Raw genomic sequence first — 22,513 nt, forward strand, 5'->3', positions numbered from 1 at the left:
TTAATTTTTAAATCCGTTTTATCTGCTTGCATTTAGTCTGAGGTGTTTTTCACTAACTGCGGTAAAATGCGCTTTTGCAATCAATAGTTTATCCTTATGGCACGTCCTTTTAAAACGCAACGCGACCCGCAAGCGACTCCTCGTCGCGCAAAAACTAATTTCACTAAATTAGCCACAGACGCTAACGCGCCACCAGAACCTACGCAACGTTTGCATAAGTTATTGGCGCTGGCTGGTTTAGGTTCACGCCGTGATATGGAAGCGCTGATTGCTAGCGGTCGAGTCACCGTGAATGGTGCGCCAGCCACGCAAGGCCAAGGTGTAACGCAACATGATACGGTGCGCTTAGATAGTCGCCCGGTCAAATTGCCATTTATAGCGGAATTACCGCAAGTGTTGATTTACCATAAACCAGAAGGTGAAATCGTCAGTCAAGATGACCCTGAAGGTCGTGCAAGCGTGTTTGATAAACTGCCAAAAGTTAAAAACGGTAAATGGATTGCCATTGGTCGTTTGGATATGAATACCAGCGGCTTGTTGATTTTTACGACTTCAGGCGAGTTGGCAAACCGTTTTATGCATCCGCGCTATGAAGTGGAACGTGAATATGCCGTGCGTATTTTTGGCGAGTTAACCGAAGGCCAAATGACGCAACTCAAAGAAGGCATAGAGCTAGAAGATGGCCCAGCAAACTTTGATAGCATTACTGCGCAAGGCGGCGAGGGCGCGAACCATTGGTATCAAGTAATTCTGCGCGAAGGCCGTAATCGCGAAGTGCGCCGTTTGTTTGAAGCATTCCAATTGCCAGTGAGCCGCTTAATGCGCGTGCGTTTTGGCCCAGTGAATCTGCCACCACGCGTTAAACGCGGAAGTATGCTGAAACTTGAACAAAAAGAAGTGGTTGGCTTGCTTGAATGGGCAGATTTGCCAGTGCCAAGTGCACCATTAAGACAATTAACGCAACGTGAAAAACTAAAAGCAACTACCGTATTCACGCCAAAAGTGCGTAAACAACGCATTAGCGCGCTTGATAGACCGCCAAGAGTTGGCGCAGACGGTGAAACTAGACCTTATCGTGCAAAACCTGATGCGGTTGCGGCAAAAAAACCTGCGCCTAAAAGACCTGCTAATCGACGTGTGAGACAGACTAGCGACTTAGCTGCTCCAGCCATGCAGAAGAAAGGTGACAGAAACCGCGGTCGAGGTTAGGCAATATAACGCCCCCCATAGATTACATTTTTTTATTTAGTACTGTTTGTTAGTATGCTTGCTGGGTTACGCTTGGTTAATCCAGCGCGAGTTAATAATGAATGAAAGATGCAACATGAAGCTGATGCCAAACGGGTCTAAATGCATTCATCAATGGAGTCTATTGATGAATGCTTCATTGATTTTTATGTTAGTCAGCATCGGTACTTTGAACTTAAGTGGCTGCAATCAATCGTCACCGCCCCGCACCTCCACTGAAAATGAAGTAATCAATAAATCGCCACTCGACGCCCAATCTGCCCAATTACCCAACGCGCCCAAAGAAGGGGAAACCGTGATGTGGAGAGGCAACCAATTACTAGTCATTAAGGCTGTTTTAGGGCAACGTAGGCTACACACAGAACCGAACTTAGGCTATCCAATCGAACAAGAAGGATTTATCGGTCAGTTTCCAATTGACTATGTACCAAAGCGCTTTCCAAAGTTATCTGAGAAAGACGCCGTTGCATTTGACGCCGCTGAAGAAAAACGATTGAAAAAATATGATTATTCTGGGCAAAAAGACATTGAGTTTAACTTAATGCTGAATGGCAGCACAGTAATACCTACGTATGATAGCCCTATTGCAAGTATGAAAATGGATCATCCAGATCAGATAAAAGTGTTCATATCTCGTCACCATTTAAATATTGCAGATTCAAATTACAAGCGTTCAGAGTTAGCTCGTTCTTATAAGCGCGATTTGCAAATGGAACGTAATTATGACCTTGATCTAATGAAGGGTCTAGATATGAATAAAAAAGTATCAAAAGCGGGGGTAGATTGTTACGAGTATATAGAAAGACCATATCAAGAAGGCCCGATGAGGCAGTGTTTTGTGCATTCAGATACGCCCTTAGCACCAGATTATCATTTTTATGTCCCTCCAGAGGGCTTAAGAAATGACATTCAAGTCAATCGTTATGCGGCAGGCTATCGTCTATATTGGTATGCCGATCAAAAACAAATCTACCGTGCTAAAGAAATTGATGCGGCCATTTGGCGGCTGCTTGATGCATGGAATGTCTCGCCAATTAATGCATTAACTTTGCAAGATAGCCCTAAGAACTAAGCACCACTACCAAAAGCTAACTAGCAAACGTAGGATGGGTTGAGCAACGCGATACCCATCACTTAATTTAACTAATCTTTAAATTAAATTAGCGCTTGCCTAATTTCACCATTGCTTTGTGGTATCGGCTTCGCCTCCACCCACGCTACACCAATGCATAAAAACTTAAAGATTCGTCATTCCGTCGTACCAGTGCTTGGCATCCCCGTGGAATATATTCGCTAAAGCGCATTATTCACACGTGAAGGACGGAATCCAGTCGTGGTGAAATATTAAAGTATTCAGTCACTGCCACTTACATTGGAACCTGACTGAATACCAGCCTCTGCTAGTCTGACGAAGATTTGATAGGCAAACTTAAAAAATGCGTCTAATTGATTCGTGTAAAAATTTCTTAGCTAATCCAAATCTTAAATTTAAGCTTTAGCTAAGCGCCACAACGAAGTCACTTCTGCTTTACGAGCCGAGTGTAATGGGTCGCTAGCATCGAGTGTTTTGCCATGTCTTGCTTTGGTATCAGTTCTTTCTATGACTTTCAATCCTGCATCAGCAATCCAGCCTAGTAATTCCTCGCCCGTTCTTAGTCCTAAAAGTTCAGCAAAATTTGAAAGAATCAGCCAGCCTTCACCATTTTCATTTAAATGTGCGTTTAAGCCATTTAAAAAGCCTTTGAGCATTTTACTTTTTTCATCGTAAATCGCAGACTCTAAAGCAGAACTAGGATGCGCAGGCAACCATGGTGGATTGCAGACAATTAAATCCGCTTTACCATGTTCTGCACTTGGGAATAAATTGGCTTCAACCAGTTTCACATTATTTTTTAAGCCTAGCAGATTGACGTTTTTTAATGCACAATCTAACGCACGATGTGAGTTGTCTGTGGCAATGATATTGGTAATGCCGCGGTTAGCCAAAATAGCTGCTAATACGCCTGTACCTGTCCCAATATCAAAAGCTAAGTTACATGGAATCGGTAGAGGTGAAACATCCACTAAATCTAAATATTCGCCGCGAATCGGTGAAAATACGCCATAACTAGGGAATATTTTATTGTTAATCACGGGAATATCTACGCCGTTTTTGCTCCATTCATAAGCCCCGACTAAACCTAAAATCTCACGTAAAGAGACTACGATTGAATGCGTACTTTTGCCATAGGCATGTTCACAAGCGGCTTTTACATCTGGCGCGCGACGTAAGCTGATGTTGTAACCTACATTTAATTCAATCACCAACATGCCTAAAATACGCGCTTTTTGCGACTGCGCTTGGCGATGCAAATGAAAAGCTTCAAGCATGGTTTCTGCGGGTTTTTTTGGTTTTTTACCTGGGCGATCTATGCGGCGTGAAAGCGCTTGCAGCAACATTTTAGCGTTTTGAAAGTCTCCACGCCAAAGTAAGGCTGTGCCCTCGCAGCAAAGTTTGTAAGCATCGTCGGCTTTAGTAGTGTCATCGGCAATTTGAACGCGTTTAGGCACTGGCGCGGCATTTTCTGAGTGCCAAGTGCCTGTTTTAGTTTTGTTAGCTTCTTGCCAGCTAATGGTGTTGTTAACCACGGTATTGTTAACTACGGGCTGAGTTGTTTGTGTGTTCAAAATAATGCCTATATAAGCTGTGACTTAGTGAGTAAAAATACAAATTCGTTACCTGACGAAACTTCTAGCCAGTTAAATATAATGTTTGGGTAAGCGGCTTCTAGCGCCTCGCGGTTGTGGCCAATCTCGACAATCAATATGCCATCATCATTCAGGTAGTTCGCAGCTTCACGCAAAATAGTGTGTGTGTGGTCTAAACCTGCATCACCACTACCTAGCGCTAGTTGTGGCTCGTTCTGATATTCCTGTGGTAATGCGGCCATGGATGGCGCATCGACATATGGCGGGTTGCTGATGATTAAATCGTACTTCTTGTCTTTAAGTGCCGTGAACATATCTGACTTAATCGCAGTGACTTGCTCTTGCAAACTGTAGTTGGCAATATTGATATTGGCTACATCAATGGCATCTTGCGAAATATCAATCACATCAACTGCTGCATTTGGGAACACGCTGGCGAGCAATATACCTAAGCAACCACTGCCCGTACAAAGGTCAGCCGCACTCTCGACCATTTCAGGAAACTCAATCCATGAGTTTAAACCGTCAGCCAATAGTTCAGCAATGAATGAACGTGGAATCAGCACACGTTCATCTACATAAAATTTCAAACCTTGCAGCCATGCTTCTTTCAAGAGGTAAGCAGTAGGCGTGTGCTTGGTGATGCGCTGCTCAATAAAGTTAGCCAGCTTAATTCGCTCCTCAGTAGTAATGCGCGCATCTAAAAAGTTATTAAGCGTATCCATCGGTAAGTGCAGCGCGCTCATGATGAGCCAAACAGCTTCGTCGTACGCGTTATCAGTGCCGTGTCCGTAAAAAACGTCTGAAGCCTCGAATTGACTAACGGCGTAGCGTATCCAGTCACGAATGGTGAATAGCTCGTTTGCTGCTTGATTTTGTGTGTTATTTGCCATGACGTTCTTTATTTGAGTAATTTTTGCAGCGTGAGTTTGTAGGTTTCTTTTAGCGGCTCAATATCTGCCACGCCGACGCATTCATTAAGTTTGTGTATCGTTGCGTTAAGCGGGCCAAACTCAATCACCTGCTTGCAAATGTCAGCGATAAAGCGACCATCCGAAGTGCCGCCAGTGGTTGATAATTCAGGCGTTACGCCATAAGCTTGTTCGATAGCTTCTGTTATAGCTTCAACTAAGTTGCCGCGTGGTGTGATGTAAGGAGGTGAGTATTCCCATTCCAAATCGTAATTGAGTTGGTTGCTATCTAAAATATGATGCACACGCGATTTTAAATTAGCCTCAGTGCTGCCAGCTCCGTTAAGTTCTGGGCAGAATCTAAAGTTGAATAGAATTTCCACTTCGCCCGGAACTACGTTGGTGGCACCTGTGCCGCCGTTAATATTGGAAATTTGCCATGAGGTGGGAGGAAAGTATTCGTTGCCCTTATCCCAAACCGTTTCAACCATGTCTTTAATGGCAGGCGCCACAAGGTGAATCGGATTTTTCACTAAATGCGGGTAAGCAATATGGCCTTGTATGCCTTTAACGGTAAGCTTACCTGAGAGCGAGCCGCGGCGACCATTCTTAATCATGTCTCCAACCACCTTGTTGCTTGTCGGTTCGCCAACAATGCAATAGTCAATTAATTCGCCACGCGCTTTTAGCACTTCAACCACTTTAACCGTACCATCAACTGCCACGCCTTCCTCATCAGAGGTAATTAGCAAGCCAATCGAACCTGTGTGATTTGGGTTTTCAGCGACAAATTCTTCAATACTGGTAATAAACGCAGCCAGTGAAGTCTTCATGTCTGCCGCACCACGTGCGTAGAGCATACCATCTTTGATGGTTGGCTCAAATGGCGGCGTGTGCCATTTGTCTAGCGGCCCAGTCGGGACAACATCGGTATGACCTGCAAACACTAACAATGGGCCAGTTGTGCCGCGTCTAGCATATAAATTGTCTACATTGCCGAAGCGCATACGTTCGATTTTAAAGCCTAGTGGTTCCAAGCGTGAAATCATTAAGTCTTGGCAACCTGCGTCTTCAGGTGTGTTTGAGCGACGGGTTAACAAGTCGATGGCTAAATTGAGCGTTTTGCTTTGTGTATTTGGATTTGTCATAGTAGTTCTTTGTAAGCTGCTTCAGAAAATCCCAGGCAAATGATTTTGCCGTCTTTCACTAAAACAGGTCGCTTGATCACAGAAGATTTTTCCAACATTAATTTAATCGCTGATGGCGCATCTATGATTGCGGCTTTTTCAGCGTCAGTTAAATTGCGCCAAGTCATGCCTGCACGGTTAACTAGCTTTTCCCAAGGTTGTTGGTTTAACCAAGCCTCAAGTAGCGATTGAGTGACACCATTTTTTTTGAAATCATGAAATTCGTAAGCAATATGGTGCTCGGTTAGCCAATCGCGGGCTTTTTTCACGGTGTTACAGTTAGGAATGCCAAATAGCTGCATAGATATAGTGTTTAAAATAAACGTTTTATATTAAAAACGCATTTTACAGCAATACGCTATAGAAATGACCTAAAGTGCTGATAAGTTAGCACAATCTAGACGCCTATGACTGAATTGCATTTGCTCTAGACGTTAAAAAGGCTGCAGAAGCGTAATGAACGCTTGCTTGCAGCCTATTCAAACAATAGTGTTATTAAACGCAGATAATCCATTAGAACATTTAATTTTGTAGAATTTTCCACTCAAACTGTTGCGGATGGCTGTAGGAGGGGCTTGTAGCCCCGAACAAAATATCACATCGAATCGCCATTCGGGGCTGCAAGCCCCTCCTACATTGGATTTACGTTAATTTTATTATTTCTAATGGACAATCGGTGTTTAAGGGCTGGTATTTAATATTAAGAAAGCTAACCGTCGAAAAGTGACGGCTACATGTCAACTAGGCATTAAATCCAGCTTAATTAAATACCACGTAAAAGTTCGTTAATGCCGACTTTTCCTAGTGTTTTTTCATCTACTTTTTTAACGATCACTGCGCAGTAAAGACTATAGCTACCATCTTTAGATGGTAAGTTGCCCGAAACCACAACTGAACCTTTAGGAATGCGACCATAGGTGACAGTGCCAGTTTCACGATCGTAAATTTTGGTTGATTGACCAATATAAACGCCCATTGAAATCACACAGTTGTCTTCTACGATTACGCCTTCAACCACTTCAGAACGTGCACCAATAAAGCAGTTGTCACCAATGATGGTTGGGCCAGCTTGAATTGGCTCTAATACGCCACCAATACCAACGCCGCCGCTTAAATGCACGTTTTTACCGATCTGTGCGCATGAGCCTACTGTAGCCCATGTATCAACCATTGTGCCTTCGCCAACGTAAGCGCCGATATTAACGTATGAAGGTAATAACACTGCGTTTTTACCAATGAATGAACCGCGACGCACCATTGCATTTGGCACTACGCGGAAGCCACCAGCTTTAAAATCTTCTTCAGTATAATCAGCAAATTTTGGCGGTACTTTATCGTAGTATTTAGTGCAGCCGCCATCTAACAAAGTATTATCTTCTAGGCGGAATGAAAGCAATACCGCTTTTTTAAGCCACTGGTGAGTTTCCCAGTCTTGGCTATCACCAATACGAGAAGCAACGCGTAGTGTTCCTGCGTCTAAATCTGCGATTAAAGAAGCGACAGTTGCTTTAATTTCAGCAGTTGCGTTGCTAGGGTTAATGTTAGCGCGGTCTTCAAAGGCCGTTTCGATAATACTTTGACGTGAATCCATAATGCTCTCAGAGTTAGTTGGTTTAATAAAAACGTTATTTTAACCTAAACTGAGTATTCACCAAAAACTAAAGCTCATGTCAGATATTGAATATCTGACATGAGCTTCAAATAATTTCTGCGAGATGATTTCTGCTGGCGCTAATTATTTTTTCTTAGCGGCTACATATAGCGGCTTTACTTTTGGCACTAATGCTTGTAATTGGGCAATACGAGTGCCATCCGCTGGGTGGGTACTTAAGAACTCTGGCGGTTTATTGCCGCCTAGTTTACTCATTTTCTGCCAAAGAGTAATCGCTGCTTCTGGATTAAACCCAGCGCGTGCTGATAGCTCTAAACCAATTCTATCTGCCTCTGTTTCTTGCAGGCGACTATTAGGTAAAGCAAAGAATAATTGTGAACCAACCCCAGCAGCTTGCATCGAGGCATTGCCAACTGCCGCACTTGTACCATTGGTTATGATTGCACCTAGTGCTTGTAAACCAAATTGTTGTACAAAGGCTTGTGACATGCGTTCACGACCATGCTCGCGTAAGGCATGTGCAATTTCATGGCCAATCACTGCACCTAACTCGTCATCAGTTGCTTTTAGTTGATCGATTAAACCAGTGAGTACCATGATTTTTCCGCCTGGCATGCAATAAGCATTCACCTGGTCGCTTTTATCCACATTCACTTCCCATTTCCATTGCACAGCATCTGGCCTAAATATGCCGACTTGTGCAATGAGTCTATTGGAAATAGCACGCACACGTTCGAATTGCGCTTTGTCAGTATTAAGTGTGTTTTTCTTTTGTGACTCTTGCAAGGTTTGTGTGTAAGCTTGGCTAGACATAGCGACAACTTGCGATTCGGGCATTAACAAGAGTTGTGTACGATTTACACCTGAAACGCTATCTTGAGTAGTAGTAGCACAGCCGCTGATTTGTAAAGAAATTGCGGCAAGTAAAATTAGGGTCAGCTTTTTCATATTTGTTCCTTTATCTGAAAAGTTTTAGTACTTAAATGGGTATATTTACCAATATCTAAGCTGCTAACGCGTGAGTCTATTATAAAGTTGAATGAGAAGTCGTCAATAATTGTTAAATCTTTAATTGAGAGCCCAACTCAATCACACGGTTTGGCGGTAGTTTGAATTGATTGGTGATTGTTTCTGCGCTTCTAAATAAACCGATGAATATTTTCTTGCGCCAGAAAGACATACCAGACTTGCCGCTGGCAATCAGAATTTCTTTACCGATAAAGAATGAAGTGTCCATTTCATCTAAAACTAAGCCTTTTTCAGTACAAAGTTGTAAATCGCGAGGTAAATCTGGCTCATCTTTAAAACCATATTTCACGGTCACTCTATAAAACTCGTGCGGCAGAACTTCTAACTTCACGCGCTCTTCTTCCACGGTATGTGGGTAGTCTAAAAATTTAACGGTGAGTATCACCATTTTTTCGTGCAATACTTTGTTGTGTTTTAGGTTGTGCAGCATTGCATGTGGCACACCCTCTGGGTTTGGTGTTAGAAACAGTGCTGTACCTGGAACACGTGTTGGAGGATGTGCGCCAATTGCTTCAATAAATGGGTCTAATGCCATGGCCTCATTTTTAAGTTTTGTATAGACTACTCCACGGCCAGTTTTCCAAGTGAGCATCAACGTGAAAATTACAATGCCAATAGCTAACGGCACCCAACCACCATCAGGGATTTTTAAGACGTTTGCGCTGAAAAAAGCAATATCAATTGTGAGAAACATAGCTACTAACAAACCTGTGCGCAACTTGCTCCATCCCCAAAGATTATGGAAAATAATACCTGCCAACAGAGTGGTGATGACCATGTCGCCAGTTACCGCTATTCCATAAGCGGCGGCTAAATTGCCGGACGATTTAAAGGTTAAGACCAATCCCATTACTGCTGCCATTAACCCCCAATTGACGCGTGGCATATAAATCTGACCTTCTTGGCTTTCAGAGGTGTGTTCCACGTGCATGCGCGGTAAGTAGCCTAATTGCAAGGCTTGGCGCGATACTGAAAATGCACCAGTAATTACAGCTTGTGAGGCAATGACTGCAGCAAGGGTAGCTAAAATAATGAGTGGGAAAAGCATCCATTCTGGAGCAAGTAAATAGAATGGATTTTTAATAGCCTCTGGATGTTGCAGGATGAGTGCCCCTTGACCAAAGTAATTTAAAATTAGTGCAGGTAAAACAAAACCAAACCAAGCTAGACGAATGGGGAAGCGTCCGAAATGTCCCATGTCTGCATATAAAGCTTCTGCACCCGTCACCGCTAGCACCACAGCGCCAAGTGCAACAAATGCAATCCACGGGCTTACCATGAAAAACTGAATAGCATAAATTGGATTTAATGCATGCAGAATACTGGGGTTCTGCATGATACTTTGTATACCAAGAACCCCGAGCGTGCCAAACCACATCAGCATGATTGGGCCAAAAAAGGCGCCGACTAAGGCAGTGCCTTTACTTTGTGCCCAGAATAAAATAAAAAGTACCACCAATGTAATCGGTAGGATGAGTGGATGCAGAATCGGCGCTGCAAGTTCAAGTCCTTCCACAGCAGATAGAACTGAAATGGCTGGTGTAATCATGCCGTCCGCATAAAACATACAGGCACCTAAAATACCTAGCAACATGATGGTGCGTTGCTTCTTAATATTGCTGCCCGCGTTATGACTAGCTAAGGCAAGCAAAGCCATAATTCCTCCTTCCCCACGGTTATCTGCTCGCATAATAAATGCAACATATTTAACCGATACCACCATGATAAGCGCCCAAACAATCAGCGATAATATGCCGAACATATTAGCTTCGGTGAGAGGCACGGGGTGAGCGCCAGCTGAGAAAACTTCTTTGATTGTGTATAAAGGACTTGTGCCAATATCACCAAATACGACCCCAAGTGCGGCTAAGGTAAGTGCGGAGAGCTTTGTTTTACTGCCAGTAGGAGTGGACATTAAAATGAAGGGTTATTAGAGAGGAGTCCTATTATCAACCAACTTAAATACTTAACCAATCGTTTTTTAATTAAAAGCCGATTAAAAGATTTAAAGGTCACTTATGATTAATAGTAAGTGTGTCCTTCAATTGTCTAATTCTTAAACAGGTTTGTTTTGAATAATGACAGTTTCCCTGATTTACTAATTGCTGACTTTAAATTGAAGTAAGCATTTTTTGTAAATACACTCTGAAGTTTGTCGTATACAGTAAATATCGCTTTAATGGCGGTTGAAATTGTAAATTTTTATTAATAATAATAAAAATACATAATAAAAACAAACGCTTGTTTATTTATTAAGGGCGGGTAGGCTTGATGTCTTCAAGCTTTAAAGGTCACGCCTAATTGGCTGCGTTTACATTTTCTTGAAATTTTAACTTCTAATTTTTAAGTGGATTTTAGCTTGGTATGGTTGTTGCTTATATTCATGCTTGTCAGATTAACTAGATGGTGTAGATGATTGATAGATTGAAATTTGTTGCGGTCTTGCATTTTCAATTTTATGAACAATTAATGAAAGATTATGGGAATAAATTTTGAATAACAAATTCAACTATAAACTAATTACTTTAGCTTTAATTTCTTGCTTAGGTGGCCTTACAAGTAACACTGCGTTTGCTGTAGGATCGTTGGTAACATTAAAAGAGATGGTTGAGAAAACCATTACTGCAAATCCTGATGTGCAATCACGTTATCACCGTTTTTTAGAATCAGGCTTCGAGCAAGATGTAGCGCACGGTAATTTCTTGCCAAGAGCAGATATTGTTTCTACTTACAGAAAACAAGAAGACCTTAACAATTCTGGTGATGGCACCAATATTCCCCGCTTTAACAATGAGCTTGTTTTGCGACAAATGATTTTTGACGGCTTTGCTACAAGCAATGAGGTTAAGCGGTTGGGTCATGCCAACCGTGTACGTTATTATGAACTGCAAAGTGCAATGCAAAATACTACGCTGGAATTTATGCGCTCATATATTGATGCTAATCGTTATCGCGAGTTAAGCGAGTATGCAAAAGAAAACTATGTGATACACAAGCAATTGTTTGACCGCATTCATGAGCGTGTGAACGCAGGCGTCGCGCGTAAAGTCGATTTAGAGCAAGCCTCGGGGCGTTTAGCTTTAGCTGAAGCTAATTTGCTCACTGAAACAACAAATTTGCATGATGTGACTGCACGTATGCAACGTCTGTATGGCGAGCTTCCACCAGAAACCTTAGAGGCTCCTACCTTTTTTAATGCAGGGGTAGAGCCAACTTCAATGGAAGCCTTAAAAGTTGCATACAATCAAAATCCAGATTTACTTTCAACAATTGAAGACATTCAAGCCAGTAAAGATGAGATTAAAACAAGACAATCACGTTATTACCCTAAGTTAGACTTGCAAGCACGCAAGAACCTAGGTGTTAGTAATGATGGCAGGTTTAGTGCTGGCGCCGCTGATTTGCTTGAATTAACCATGAATTTTAATTTATTTAATGGCTTTTCAGATCAAAACGCGATTAAACAAACGGCAGAAAAGCTTAACAACTCTAAAGATTTACGTGATAAAGCCTGTGTTGATACTCGTCAACTGGTAGTGATTGCTTATAACGACGTTCAACAGTTAAAAGAGCAAGAAAAGTATCGTACAGAACATAAAAACTCTATTGAGAATGCGCGTGAAGCTTATCGTAAGCAATTCGAGATTGGTCAACGCACTTTATTAGATTTGTTAGATACTGAGAATGAATACTTTCAAGCTAGGCGTGCGCTGGCAAATACGCAGTACGATATTCAAACAGCTTTTGCAAGAACTTATGCGGGTCAAGGCGAGTTGTTGAATAAAATCGGCGCCGCGCGTGGTGGCTTGCCTGAGTACAAACGTGAAAGTTACATGGATGATGAAAATGTTTGTCAGGCTGCGTCCCCAGTTCAAAAGACTATAGACAAAGCAGCACTATTGGCTGATGCAAAGCCACTTAGTTCGACCATATTTGTGGCTATGCCCGTAGCCTTAGAACCAGCAAAGGTCGAAGCGAAACCAATAGCAAATAAAGCAATGGCAAATAAAATCGTGCCTGATGTGCAGTTTGAGCCTAATAGCGCTAAAATTAAAGAGGTTTCCTATCCTGCGTTAGATAACGCGATTAATACCTTGAAAGAGTGGGGTGATTCAAACGTTGAAGTCGGTGGTCATACCGATCAAAGCGGCACCTCAAATGCCGATTATAACCAGCGCTTATCTGAGAAGCGTGCTAAAGCAGTGATGGACTATATCGTTAAAAAAGGTATAGATGCTAAACGTTTATCTGCTAAAGGTTATGGTTATAGCATGCCAATCGCTGAGAATGATCCAAGAAAAGGTAATTTGGTTAATCGTCGCATAGAGCTAGTGCGTGAGCAGAAAAAATAAGTTACATATTGAAGTTCTAGTAGCAATTTAGTTCATGTAGTTAAAAGTAAAAATGGGAGCCTAGGCTTCCATTTTTTTTTGTTAAATTTTGACTTGATCCATGTTGAAAGTGAAAATATATAAATATTTTTTACTTTACTGTAAAAAAACTCATTTATAGCTTATAAAAATTTGAATTACAGTGTTAGAATACGCTCCGCAATTTGATGTAGACCTTCCATCTGCCCGGGTGGTGAAATTGGTAGACACAAGAGACTTAAAATCTCTCGCCTTATGGGTGTGCCGGTTCGACTCCGGCTCCGGGCACCAATTCAAAACCCCTGATTTATCAGGGGTTTTTTGTTTTTTGCGTCAGCTCAGTATCATTTGAAATAATGCGAAATCACTCAAAATAATGTGCCAACTGTGCCAAAAATGTGCCAAACATTTTTTCGCTACTATAAATTAATTTTTTACCAAGAGAAACCGATCGATTTCAAATAATTCGTAATTCAAGGGTTTATTTGAAAGAAGCCCATAACCTCTCTAGGAGCTCTGGGCTTTTCATTTTATCTATCCACCAAGTTAATCCCGCTCCCAGTTCCTCTGTGCGCCATGCAAGGTAAATTGGCTCATGTTTTCGAGGCTCTTCTACTTCTTTTATAATTAATAATCCCGCTGAAATCGCTTGACGTGCAAGGGGTTCAGGCAAGAAGCCAAAGCCCATACCAGCTAATTGATACTCATATTTTGTACGCATGTTAGATACTGCTAATGAATTTTGTCCAAAAAGTAGGCCTACTGTTCGGGGCTGCATTTTCCTGACGGAATCACTGACGGTAATAGCAAGATGTTGGCTCAGGTCGGTTTTGCTAAGAGGGTTGGTAATATTAGCCAAAGGGTGGGTTGGTGAAACAACAAACACAAACTCCATATAACCAATGAGGTACGAGTGATATCCGCCTCCAGAAGGGCCTTCACCAGCTGCTCCTACAAGTAAGTCGACCCGCCTATCGAGTAGGGCTTCCCAAGTACCTGATAGTGTTTCTTGCGAGAATTTCAATCTTGTCAGGTCGGCAACTTTGCAAAACTCTCTGACATCATTAATCAATGAGGTTGGAGAGAACACTGAGTCCATTCCTATCGTGAGTTCAGTTTCCCAACCTGATGCTACTCTTCTGACGCGGTGTTCTAAATCACTTGCGGCTTTTAGTAAGTGGCGACCCTCTTTGAGTAACTCACTCCCTGCTTTGGTAATGGCGACTTTGGGTCCTAAGCGTTCAAATACCTTCACACCTAAATCTTGCTCTAACTTACTTACCGTGTAAGAAATGGTTGAAGGTACTTTGAATAGTTCACCTCCCGCAGCTGCAAAAGATCCTAAGCGATCAATGGCATCCAATATCAGTAATGCATCTAAGCTAATTTTAAACATTCGATTTTTTCGATGATAGGTTGATACTATTTCCGTTTTTAATCATTCATCTTCCAGCTCATAATACACACATGCTTAATAAATAAGACTAATTATAAATTAATTATATTCTAATTTATTCATGATTTTGGAAGTACTTAAAAAGGAGATCACCATGTTAGAGATTCATAAAAATAGTAGTCGCGGTGCAGCAGACCATGGTTGGTTGCAATCCAACCATTCATTTTCATTCGGTCAATACTACAATCCAGAAGCAATGGGATTCGGACCATTGCTCGTGATTAATGAAGATCGAGTTCAGGCTGGTAAAGGTTTTGGAACCCACGGACATGAAGATATGGAGATTATCACCTATGTTTTAAGTGGTTCATTAGAGCATAAAGATAGCATGGGTACAGGCTCTGTTATTAGTTATGGTGATGTGCAGAGGATGAGCGCGGGTACTGGTGTGCGTCATAGTGAGCTTAATCACTCAAGCTCTGATCGTGTCCATTTTTTACAAATCTGGATTGAGCCAAATGTTAAAAGCATTGCGCCAAGCTATGAAGAAAAACATTTTGGTTTGGAATCTAAAGTTGGTCGCTTACGTTTAATTGGTTCGCCTGATGGTATAGATGGCTCCGTGTTAATCCATCAAGATGCTTATCTGTATGCATCAATACTGAATACCCCAGAGCATGTTCAGCATCCGTTGCGAGCAGGCCGTACCGCTTATGTACATGTGATTCATGGGCAAGTAGACGTTAATGGCATTACTTTAAAAACTGGAGATGCCTTGAAAATTAAAGATATTGCATTAATTGACTTTACTAATGCTAATGAGGTCGAATTTCTTTTATTCGACTTACCTTATTAACAACTTTTAAATGCTTTGATGTGCACATCAAAGCATTTAATTTAACATCGATTCCTCAAAGAACTTGGCTTGATTTTTACCACTATTCTTAGCTTGATACATGGCCATGTCAGCATTAATCATCAATAACTTCTCATCTTTGCCATGCTGTGGATAGATGGCGATACCAATGCTACAAGTCACATGTAAGTGGGTTTTAGCAACTTTAATTGGTTGAGCAACTGCTTCTACAATTTTACTTGCGACTAATTTCACATCCTCTATATCGTCAACAATCGGCAGTAAAACCACAAATTCATCACCACCCATACGCGCGACGGTATCAGATTCACGCACACACGAGACCAATTGCCTTGAGATTTTTTTAAGTACGATGTCACCAGTTTCATGACCGTATAAGTCATTAATTTCTTTGAATAAATCTAAGTCAATAAACATGACAGCAAGCATCTTTTTTTCGCGCTTGGTATAAGATAACGCGAGCTTAAGTCGATCGTTAAATAAGGTGCGATTAGGTATATTCGCTAAAGCATCAAAATGCGCTAGATTTTCTAAACGAGTTTCCAGCAATTTACGTGCGGTAATATCGGTGTGTGTACCCACCATGCGCATTGGTTTACCATTCTTATCGCGCTTTACTATCATGCCGCGCGACATCACCCACATAATGCTTTTATCCTTGCAGATCATTCTATGCTCGTGGATATACTTTTCCGCTTTACCTGATAAATAATCCTTAATTGCCTGATCTAGCGAAGCGGCATCATCAGGATGCACCCGGGTATTCCATTCGTTGATACTGTCATTAATCTCCTCACTACTAAAGCCTAACATTTCTTTATAGCGATCAGAAAAGTGCGCTTTATCGTTATCTATATCCCAGTCCCAAACCCCGTCACCTGCACCCTCTAACGCAAATTTCCACAGTTCTTCGCTATTTTTTAATTTAATATAGAAAATTCCCACTGCGATTAAAAGCAGCAGCATAAAGAATAAAGCGATATTTAATGGGAATGTTTGACTGAAATTCATGATCGTTTAAGTTGGTTTACATTTTAACTTCTCTAAGCTTCATCCGAATATTGACCAATGAACTAGTTAAATCTTTTGCTGCAATAACTTTAAATCATCAATTATTTGCTGCGAATGATTAGAAGTATCTACACTTGTATATACCCTAGCAATTTTTCCATTTGGGTCAATTAAGAAAGTATGACGTTTTGCAATTTTTATAAAGTAAAAATTTGTTAATGAATGATAACTTTCTGCAACTGCCCCATTAGTATCTATTAATAAAGGAAATGGTAAGTGATATTTTTTGGCAAAATCTGCATGCGAAGCACTATTGTCAACGCTAACACCCACTACCTTTGCGCTTAATTGTTCAAATTGCGACATATCGTCTCTAAAATGACAAGCCTCTTTTGTGCAACCTGGCGTGTCATCTTTAGGGTAAAAATACAGCACAAGATATTTACCCGCATAATCAGTTAGGTAATGAGTTTGCCCTTTAGCATCATTAAGTGTGAAGCTTGGCGCTTCATCGCCCACCTGTAAAACCCGACCAGCCATCGCATAGTGGCGGTATCCAAAAAATGCTAGTACCAGAACAATTGTGTAAAACATTAACTTGAGTGTCATATGGCCAGATTCATTAACTTAGTGAGCTATCACTAAGTAATAACAATAAAAGTAATTAACAATAAGTTATGTTAACACTAATACTAGATGGATTGAAATGTGAGAAAATAGCCGAAATCTTGATATGCCCCCGTAGCTCAGTGGATAGAGCATCCCCCTCCTAAGGGGAGGGTCACACGTTCGATTCGTGTCGGGGGCACCATATTAAATACAATTTCCCATTAATAAACATAAAGATAAGTAATTAATTTCTATCGATTCTTATACTTGTTTATATCTAGCCTTCTCGGTGTGTTAATTTTGTGTTGAATTTTTTCAAAGTCTTGATACGACTGCTGTTGTATTGACTAATCAGCTTGATATCAGCAAGCCGCGTTATCCACCGCCACGCGGTATTAAGTATGCTGTGCCAAACCAATTGAAGAGGTTTCGTTAGGGGATATGGCTTAGTTACTGCTGAAGTGGCTAGCGACAGCTCAATGCCGATATTTTTGCTATTGAGGAAGTGCTGAATAGGTTGTTAGCTGCATAAATTACAATTTTTTAAAAAAGTAAATGAGTATTAAGAAGCAGTACACCATGTGAACTGCTTCTTAATACTTCTACTCATCACGATTGCAGTTTTGCGATGATCCAAAATCATAAACGTAATATTTCAGGCTAATTTTTAATTTATCAGTTTTTCTGCAGCTAATTAGCGCTACTTCTTTGGTAGTACACCTTCAAGAGAATTTTCTTCGTTTTTTTATTCCGATACTGTGATAGTCATATTTTATAAGTGACATTTTATAGGCTTGGAAAAATGAGAAATAATTCTATTAATTGCTTTCAGCAAAAACATCCTCCATACCTAGCAAAATCTGCGTCTCTAGTCTTTATCGTTAGCCCACATAAACATTTTAATGGCTAAAGATTTTATATGGAACGTGATTATTGGATCAGAAGTAATCCGGTCTGCACCTCGTTGGTGTGGCAGGAGAATGCAACCTCGCATTTAGTATTAGCACAGGGTAGGAGTGGGATGGTTGTATTGAAGATATTTCAACAAATGCATCCCAAAAAATATTCATTGCAATAATTAAAGCTGAATTTAATGAATAAATTGTAGGGTGTGTTGAGCTGAGATTTTTTTATAAATTTTTTATTAATCTAGGTATTCCAATGAAAATTACTTTAAAACCAGTTTTTCTGACTAGCATTCTTATTTGTACCCTTAATTTTTCCCCCTAATAATTATGCAACTGACGAAGCTATCGCAGAAATTTCCGTTGGCTTGTAAGAGTTAATTAGTCGACCAAAGTTAATACGAATTGTTTTGTACTATGGCTTTTTTTAAAACAATCAGTATTTATACGCAATGTATTTTTTCAATATAGGATATCAAATGAGCACTTTCAGTCGGAATAAAAAAAGCAGCGCTTTAACCGCCATGTTTGCAGTACCACTTTTACTAACGAGTGCGTTAACGTTCGCTGATGAATCAACACCTTCAGAAACAGCAGCGCCTGCAGAATTGGCATCACCTTGGACACTTTCATCAAATATAGGTCTAGTTTCGAATTACTACGCGCGCGGTATTTCACAATCATGGAATAAGCCTGCCATTCAAGGTGGTTTTGATATAAGCCATGCTAGTGGTTTTTATGCGGGTTTTTTTGGGTCTAGCATTTCAGAGCGTACTTATGTAGGTGCGAGCACTGAATTTGATCTTTATGGTGGATATAACGGTACGATTGAAGCAGTAGAGGGTTTGGGTTGGACTGTCGGTGCAGTTGGACTTTTTTATCCAGGCGGTGGTTGGGATAAATATCAAGGATTAACTGATACTGTTGGTAAAAAAGGAGCGGGGGTTAAAGTTAAAGAAGATTTTACTACTTACGAAGGTAATGTTGGCCTGTCTTATAAATGGTTAAGTGCGAAAGCCTCTGTAACTTTGGGAGAATGGTTTGGGTTTAATAAAAACACAGGCTGGACTGAAAGCACTAGCGGCTCTACATACGTTGAATTGAATGCCCTTGTACCTTTACCATTTTGGGGTGTAAATTTAATTGGTCATGTTGGCCGCACTGATATCAAAGGTGAATTAAGTAAAGACCCATTGTTTGCAAATGCTAATGGGGCAAATATAGTGGAAACTAAAGCGGATTTAACAGACTATAAAATTGGCTTAACTAAAGCCTTTGAGATAGCAGGTTCAACTGGCTGGAATGGTGGTTTATATTATGTAGGTGGCACTAATGGTGGTAAAAATGGCTATTGGGGCACTAGAGGTTACGGCGGTTCTAGTTTTACAACTACGGCCGGATCAAAAGACTTAACGGATGACACTTTAATACTCACGCTAGTTCGTTCGTTCTAAAATAGTAATATGGCAATCAAACCGGGTGCCTTGCCGCACCCAGTTTGATTGCTCTTATCTACTATTACATGTCCAATTTTAATATCTTCAGATACGTGAATCTAATTTAATCAATTGTATTTTCTTTCGGATTTATAAAGAGAGGTAACGTTAAAAAGCTGATCAGTAATTTCAGTAATAAATCCCTCTAGCGCTAATAATTCACCTGTACTGGAAAATATAGAAAAGCGGGAGAAGTGAGCAGAGAGCATCCGTAAAAAATCTGAATTTCAAGCAGAAATTTCAGATTTAATTAGACCGGCACATGAGTATGGATTATTACATCCAGAAGCTGGAATCAAACCAGAATTTCAACTACCGAATCACCTTTATCCGCTGTTTCCACGGCAAAACAATAAACCATTTAGCTCATCACCTTGAATACATCGCAACTGCATTAATGTTGCATATAAATAAGTTTTTTATCTAGTCATTGGGTGTGTTGGCGCACTGACAATTATGATTTAAAGCTTAATAATAAATGATTGATGCTTATTGTCAGACATGACATAAAAGATGCATAGTTAGATTCAAAATTTCATCTAACTATGCAGAATAGGAAAACACTATTCGACGTTTTTTATAAGCAATTAATTCTTATAAGACATTGTTCGACGTGATCTTATACGAGCTATCGTAATTAAGAAGCGATAGCCTCTTAAAACTATCATATGTGATTAATAATGTTGGGAATTTGATGATAGATATTTTTGATATTAAGCAAGCTCAGATTTTAATTGTGGACGATCACGAGCCCAATGTGTTTTTGTTAGAGCAAATGTTACTCGAAGATGGATATCAGGGTGTGAGTTCTACCACCGATCCATTTGAAGTCTGTGCCTTGCAAGCCATTAACCAATATGACCTTATCCTGCTGGATCTACAAATGCCTGGTATGGATGGCTTTGAGATAATGGATGAGTTAAAGAAAAACGAAACGCATGGTTACGTTCCCATCTTAGTGATTACATCACAGCCAGATCATTTGTTAAAAGCTTTAAAATCTGGCGCAAAAGACTTCATTACTAAACCATTTAATCTTATGGAAGCTAAGGTCAGAATTTATAATATGCTCGAGATACGTTTGTTATACAAACAATTAGAGCAATATAGTCTTTCGATGGAATCCTATGCAATGCATGATTCACTCACTGGTTTGCCAAATAGAAGACTTTTTATTGACAGGCTGACTTTAGCGATGGCGCATGCGCAGAGAAAGAATTGCACTGCTACAGTGATATATTTAGACTTGGATGGCTTCAAGAAAATTAACGACAAATACGGTCATGATGCTGGGGATATGCTGCTTAAAATAGTGGCGGATAGATTGGTAGCGGCAGTGCGTAAAGAAGATACTGTTTCACGCTTTGGTGGTGATGAGTTTGTACTTGTTTTATGGGAGTTAGACAGCGATGAAGGGTTATCGATACTTTTATCAAAAATACTTTCAGCGTTATCTGCACCCTATTTTATTAATGGTCAATCGATTAAAACCAGTGCGAGTGCAGGGGTAAGTACATACCCTTTGCATGGTCAAGATATAGATTCATTAATTAAGAGCGCAGATATTGCGTTATATAAATCCAAGCATATTGGAAAGAACAGATTCAGCCTTGCGGCACAAGATGATGAATGATTCATTCTCGAACCAAATCTATTGTTTTAAAATTACATCTAACTCATCTAAAAACTCGTTAATTTTTATGGGTTTAGTCAAATAATTACTGAATCCCGCTATCATTGCTCGCTCTCTATCATGTGGCATAGCGTTGGCACTAATGGCAACCACAGGAATGTTTGCAGTTAATGGGTTATTTTTCAGCAATTGCAGTACTTCAAATCCACTAAGGCCAGGTAGATTAATATCGAGTAATATCACATCAGGGCGATGTAATTGTGCCAATTCTATGCCCATATTGCCCTCACTTGCAGTCAGCATTTTTATATTGGGGCAACTGTCAATGATGATGTTTTCAACAAGCATTAGATTTGCTGGATTATCTTCAACATACAGCAGAGTTTTGTAAATGTTAATTAATTTATTTTGTGATGTTGATTGTAGGGTATTGGGAATTACATTCGACATTTCTAGCGCGTTAGCACAATCAAATTCTATCCAGAACTCAGTACCTATACCCTCTGTGCTTTTTACTCCAATAGTTCCACCCATCAACTCCACAAGCTGTTTACTAATCATTAATCCAATACCTGTGCCTTGATTCAGCCCCTTTTCTTGACCAAGGCGATTGAATGGCTGAAAAAGCTGATCAAGTTTTTCCTTAGATAGACCTATACCGCTGTCTTTAACACTAATGCTAATTTTTCCTGAATTGTTTAGAGCACACAGGACATCGATTGAGCCGTTATTTTTGTTATATTTTATGGCATTAGATAGGAAGTTATAAATTACTTGTTTTAACCTAGTTTTATCTGCAATCACAGTTAAATTTGTATCAAAAGGTGCTATTTGCAAAGCAATGTTTTTCTCTAGTAATTGTGGGCCGATCATCACTTGGCATTCCCAAAGAATTTCTTGGAGAGATAATGTTTCTTGCTGCACAGATAACTTGCCAGACTCTATCACCGCAAGTTCAAGAATTTGGTTAATTAGCTCTAGAAGATACCAGCCTGCTTTAGTAATGTGATTAAGTTTCTTGATTTGACTGTCAGTTGGAGTAGGAGAGCCACTTTCGAGTAGTTGAGCAAAACCTAGAATGGCATTGAGCGGGGTACGCAATTCATGACTCATACTAGAAAGAAAATCAGATTTTGCTAGATTGGCTTTTTCAGCTAAATTTTTAGCAACCTCCAACTCGGCTTTAGCTATTTCGAGTTTTTCTGCCAGCTGGGTTGCTGTAATTGTTGCAATAACGAGCTTTGAATTTGCTTCTTGAAGCACAGCCATGTGTTCATCGACTTCTGCGTAGAGTGCCTCAGCTGCGTCAACGACTTGCTCACGTGAGCTGGCAATAGTTTCACGTAATTGAGTCTTGTGTTCTCTAGTTTTGAGCAGTTTATCTCGAACTAAATTTCTAGCTTCATTCTCTTTGGCAGCGTTAATTCCGCTCCTCCTATCGGGGCCTCTAGGACTCTGCCTTCTATCACTTTTATTTAAAGTTAGAGGTGACTGGCAATAATCGCCGACAGCAAGTGCATTCTCATCATCATTCATAGTCA

Annotated in this window: 17 protein-coding genes and 2 tRNA genes; 8 read left to right on the forward strand and 11 right to left on the reverse strand. The window is 40.4% G+C overall.

The window, feature by feature from the left end; genetic code table 11:
- Window positions 1-96 precede the first annotated feature (96 nt).
- Window positions 97-1,209 carry a pseudouridine synthase gene (locus tag PSV17_RS11115; protein ID WP_300482597.1) on the forward strand — a complete coding sequence of 371 codons (1,113 nt, stop codon included), beginning with the start codon at window positions 97-99 and terminating at the stop codon, window positions 1,207-1,209.
- 166 nt (window positions 1,210-1,375) lie between these two features.
- Window positions 1,376-2,320 carry a hypothetical protein gene (locus PSV17_RS11120; RefSeq protein WP_300482599.1) on the forward strand — a complete coding sequence of 315 codons (945 nt, stop codon included), beginning with the start codon at window positions 1,376-1,378 and terminating at the stop codon, window positions 2,318-2,320.
- A gap of 416 nt (window positions 2,321-2,736) precedes the next feature.
- On the opposite strand, the gene PSV17_RS11125 is transcribed toward PSV17_RS11120, so the two are convergent.
- The 7 genes from PSV17_RS11125 to PSV17_RS11155 form a co-directional block, all read right to left on the reverse strand.
- Window positions 2,737-3,915: a class I SAM-dependent methyltransferase gene (locus PSV17_RS11125; protein WP_300482600.1), complete on the reverse strand. Its 1,179-nt coding sequence runs from the start codon at window positions 3,913-3,915 to the stop codon at window positions 2,737-2,739.
- An 8-nt stretch (window positions 3,916-3,923) separates the two neighbouring features.
- Window positions 3,924-4,829 (reverse strand): 50S ribosomal protein L3 N(5)-glutamine methyltransferase, encoded by a 906-nt coding sequence (prmB, locus tag PSV17_RS11130; RefSeq protein ID WP_300482601.1) that lies wholly within the window; start codon window positions 4,827-4,829, stop codon window positions 3,924-3,926.
- A gap of 8 nt (window positions 4,830-4,837) precedes the next feature.
- Window positions 4,838-5,995 (reverse strand): succinyl-diaminopimelate desuccinylase, encoded by a 1,158-nt coding sequence (gene dapE / locus PSV17_RS11135; RefSeq protein ID WP_300482603.1) that lies wholly within the window; start codon window positions 5,993-5,995, stop codon window positions 4,838-4,840.
- Window positions 5,992-6,336 carry an ArsC family reductase gene (locus tag PSV17_RS11140; RefSeq protein WP_300482606.1) on the reverse strand — a complete coding sequence of 115 codons (345 nt, stop codon included), beginning with the start codon at window positions 6,334-6,336 and terminating at the stop codon, window positions 5,992-5,994. The genes dapE and PSV17_RS11140 overlap by 4 nt, the downstream gene beginning before the upstream one ends.
- Before the next feature lie 461 nt (window positions 6,337-6,797).
- Window positions 6,798-7,625, reverse strand: a complete 828-nt coding sequence (gene dapD, locus PSV17_RS11145; protein ID WP_300482608.1) for a 2,3,4,5-tetrahydropyridine-2,6-dicarboxylate N-succinyltransferase — start codon at window positions 7,623-7,625, stop codon at window positions 6,798-6,800.
- A gap of 144 nt (window positions 7,626-7,769) precedes the next feature.
- Complete coding sequence (locus PSV17_RS11150; RefSeq protein WP_300482610.1) at window positions 7,770-8,594, reverse strand: M48 family metallopeptidase; 825 nt, start codon at window positions 8,592-8,594, stop codon at window positions 7,770-7,772.
- A gap of 112 nt (window positions 8,595-8,706) precedes the next feature.
- A complete protein-coding gene (locus PSV17_RS11155; RefSeq protein WP_300482611.1) occupies window positions 8,707-10,590 on the reverse strand; it encodes a potassium transporter Kup in 1,884 nt (627 codons plus the stop codon).
- A 577-nt stretch (window positions 10,591-11,167) separates the two neighbouring features.
- Here PSV17_RS11155 and PSV17_RS11160 point away from each other — a divergent pair.
- Window positions 11,168-13,027, forward strand: coding sequence for a TolC family outer membrane protein (locus PSV17_RS11160; protein ID WP_300482613.1), 1,860 nt, complete (start codon window positions 11,168-11,170; stop codon window positions 13,025-13,027).
- 223 nt (window positions 13,028-13,250) lie between these two features.
- Window positions 13,251-13,336 (forward strand) — tRNA-Leu (locus PSV17_RS11165).
- Window positions 13,337-13,526: 190 nt separating this feature from the next.
- On the opposite strand, the gene PSV17_RS11170 is transcribed toward PSV17_RS11165, so the two are convergent.
- Window positions 13,527-14,441 carry a LysR family transcriptional regulator gene (locus tag PSV17_RS11170; protein ID WP_300482615.1) on the reverse strand — a complete coding sequence of 305 codons (915 nt, stop codon included), beginning with the start codon at window positions 14,439-14,441 and terminating at the stop codon, window positions 13,527-13,529.
- A 154-nt stretch (window positions 14,442-14,595) separates the two neighbouring features.
- Between PSV17_RS11170 and PSV17_RS11175 the strand changes: the two genes are divergently transcribed.
- Window positions 14,596-15,297 carry a pirin family protein gene (locus PSV17_RS11175; protein WP_300482617.1) on the forward strand — a complete coding sequence of 234 codons (702 nt, stop codon included), beginning with the start codon at window positions 14,596-14,598 and terminating at the stop codon, window positions 15,295-15,297.
- Window positions 15,298-15,333: 36 nt separating this feature from the next.
- Here PSV17_RS11175 and PSV17_RS11180 read toward each other — a convergent pair whose 3' ends face one another.
- Together PSV17_RS11180 and PSV17_RS11185 are read right to left on the reverse strand one after the other, a co-directional pair.
- Window positions 15,334-16,329, reverse strand: coding sequence for a sensor domain-containing diguanylate cyclase (locus PSV17_RS11180; protein WP_300482620.1), 996 nt, complete (start codon window positions 16,327-16,329; stop codon window positions 15,334-15,336).
- 66 nt (window positions 16,330-16,395) lie between these two features.
- On the reverse strand, window positions 16,396-16,938 hold the full coding sequence (locus tag PSV17_RS11185) for a peroxiredoxin (RefSeq protein WP_300482621.1): 543 nt from the start codon (window positions 16,936-16,938) through the stop codon (window positions 16,396-16,398).
- Between the two features lie 126 nt (window positions 16,939-17,064).
- Between PSV17_RS11185 and PSV17_RS11190 the strand changes: the two genes are divergently transcribed.
- From PSV17_RS11190 to PSV17_RS11200, 3 genes are all read left to right on the forward strand, one after another.
- Window positions 17,065-17,140 (forward strand) — tRNA-Arg (locus tag PSV17_RS11190).
- 1,182 nt (window positions 17,141-18,322) lie between these two features.
- Window positions 18,323-19,297 carry a TorF family putative porin gene (locus PSV17_RS11195; RefSeq protein ID WP_300482622.1) on the forward strand — a complete coding sequence of 325 codons (975 nt, stop codon included), beginning with the start codon at window positions 18,323-18,325 and terminating at the stop codon, window positions 19,295-19,297.
- Between the two features lie 736 nt (window positions 19,298-20,033).
- The gene (locus PSV17_RS11200) at window positions 20,034-20,972 is read left to right on the forward strand and encodes a diguanylate cyclase (RefSeq protein WP_300482624.1); all 939 of its coding nucleotides are present in this window, start codon (window positions 20,034-20,036) and stop codon (window positions 20,970-20,972) included.
- Window positions 20,973-20,990: 18 nt separating this feature from the next.
- Here the strand turns inward: PSV17_RS11200 and PSV17_RS11205 are convergent, their stop codons facing one another.
- Window positions 20,991-22,508, reverse strand: coding sequence for an ATP-binding protein (locus PSV17_RS11205; protein WP_300482626.1), 1,518 nt, complete (start codon window positions 22,506-22,508; stop codon window positions 20,991-20,993).
- Between the last annotated feature and the right edge of the window lie 5 nt (window positions 22,509-22,513).

The organism is Methylotenera sp., from assembly GCF_029946165.1.
GTDB lineage: Bacteria > Pseudomonadota > Gammaproteobacteria > Burkholderiales > Methylophilaceae > Methylotenera.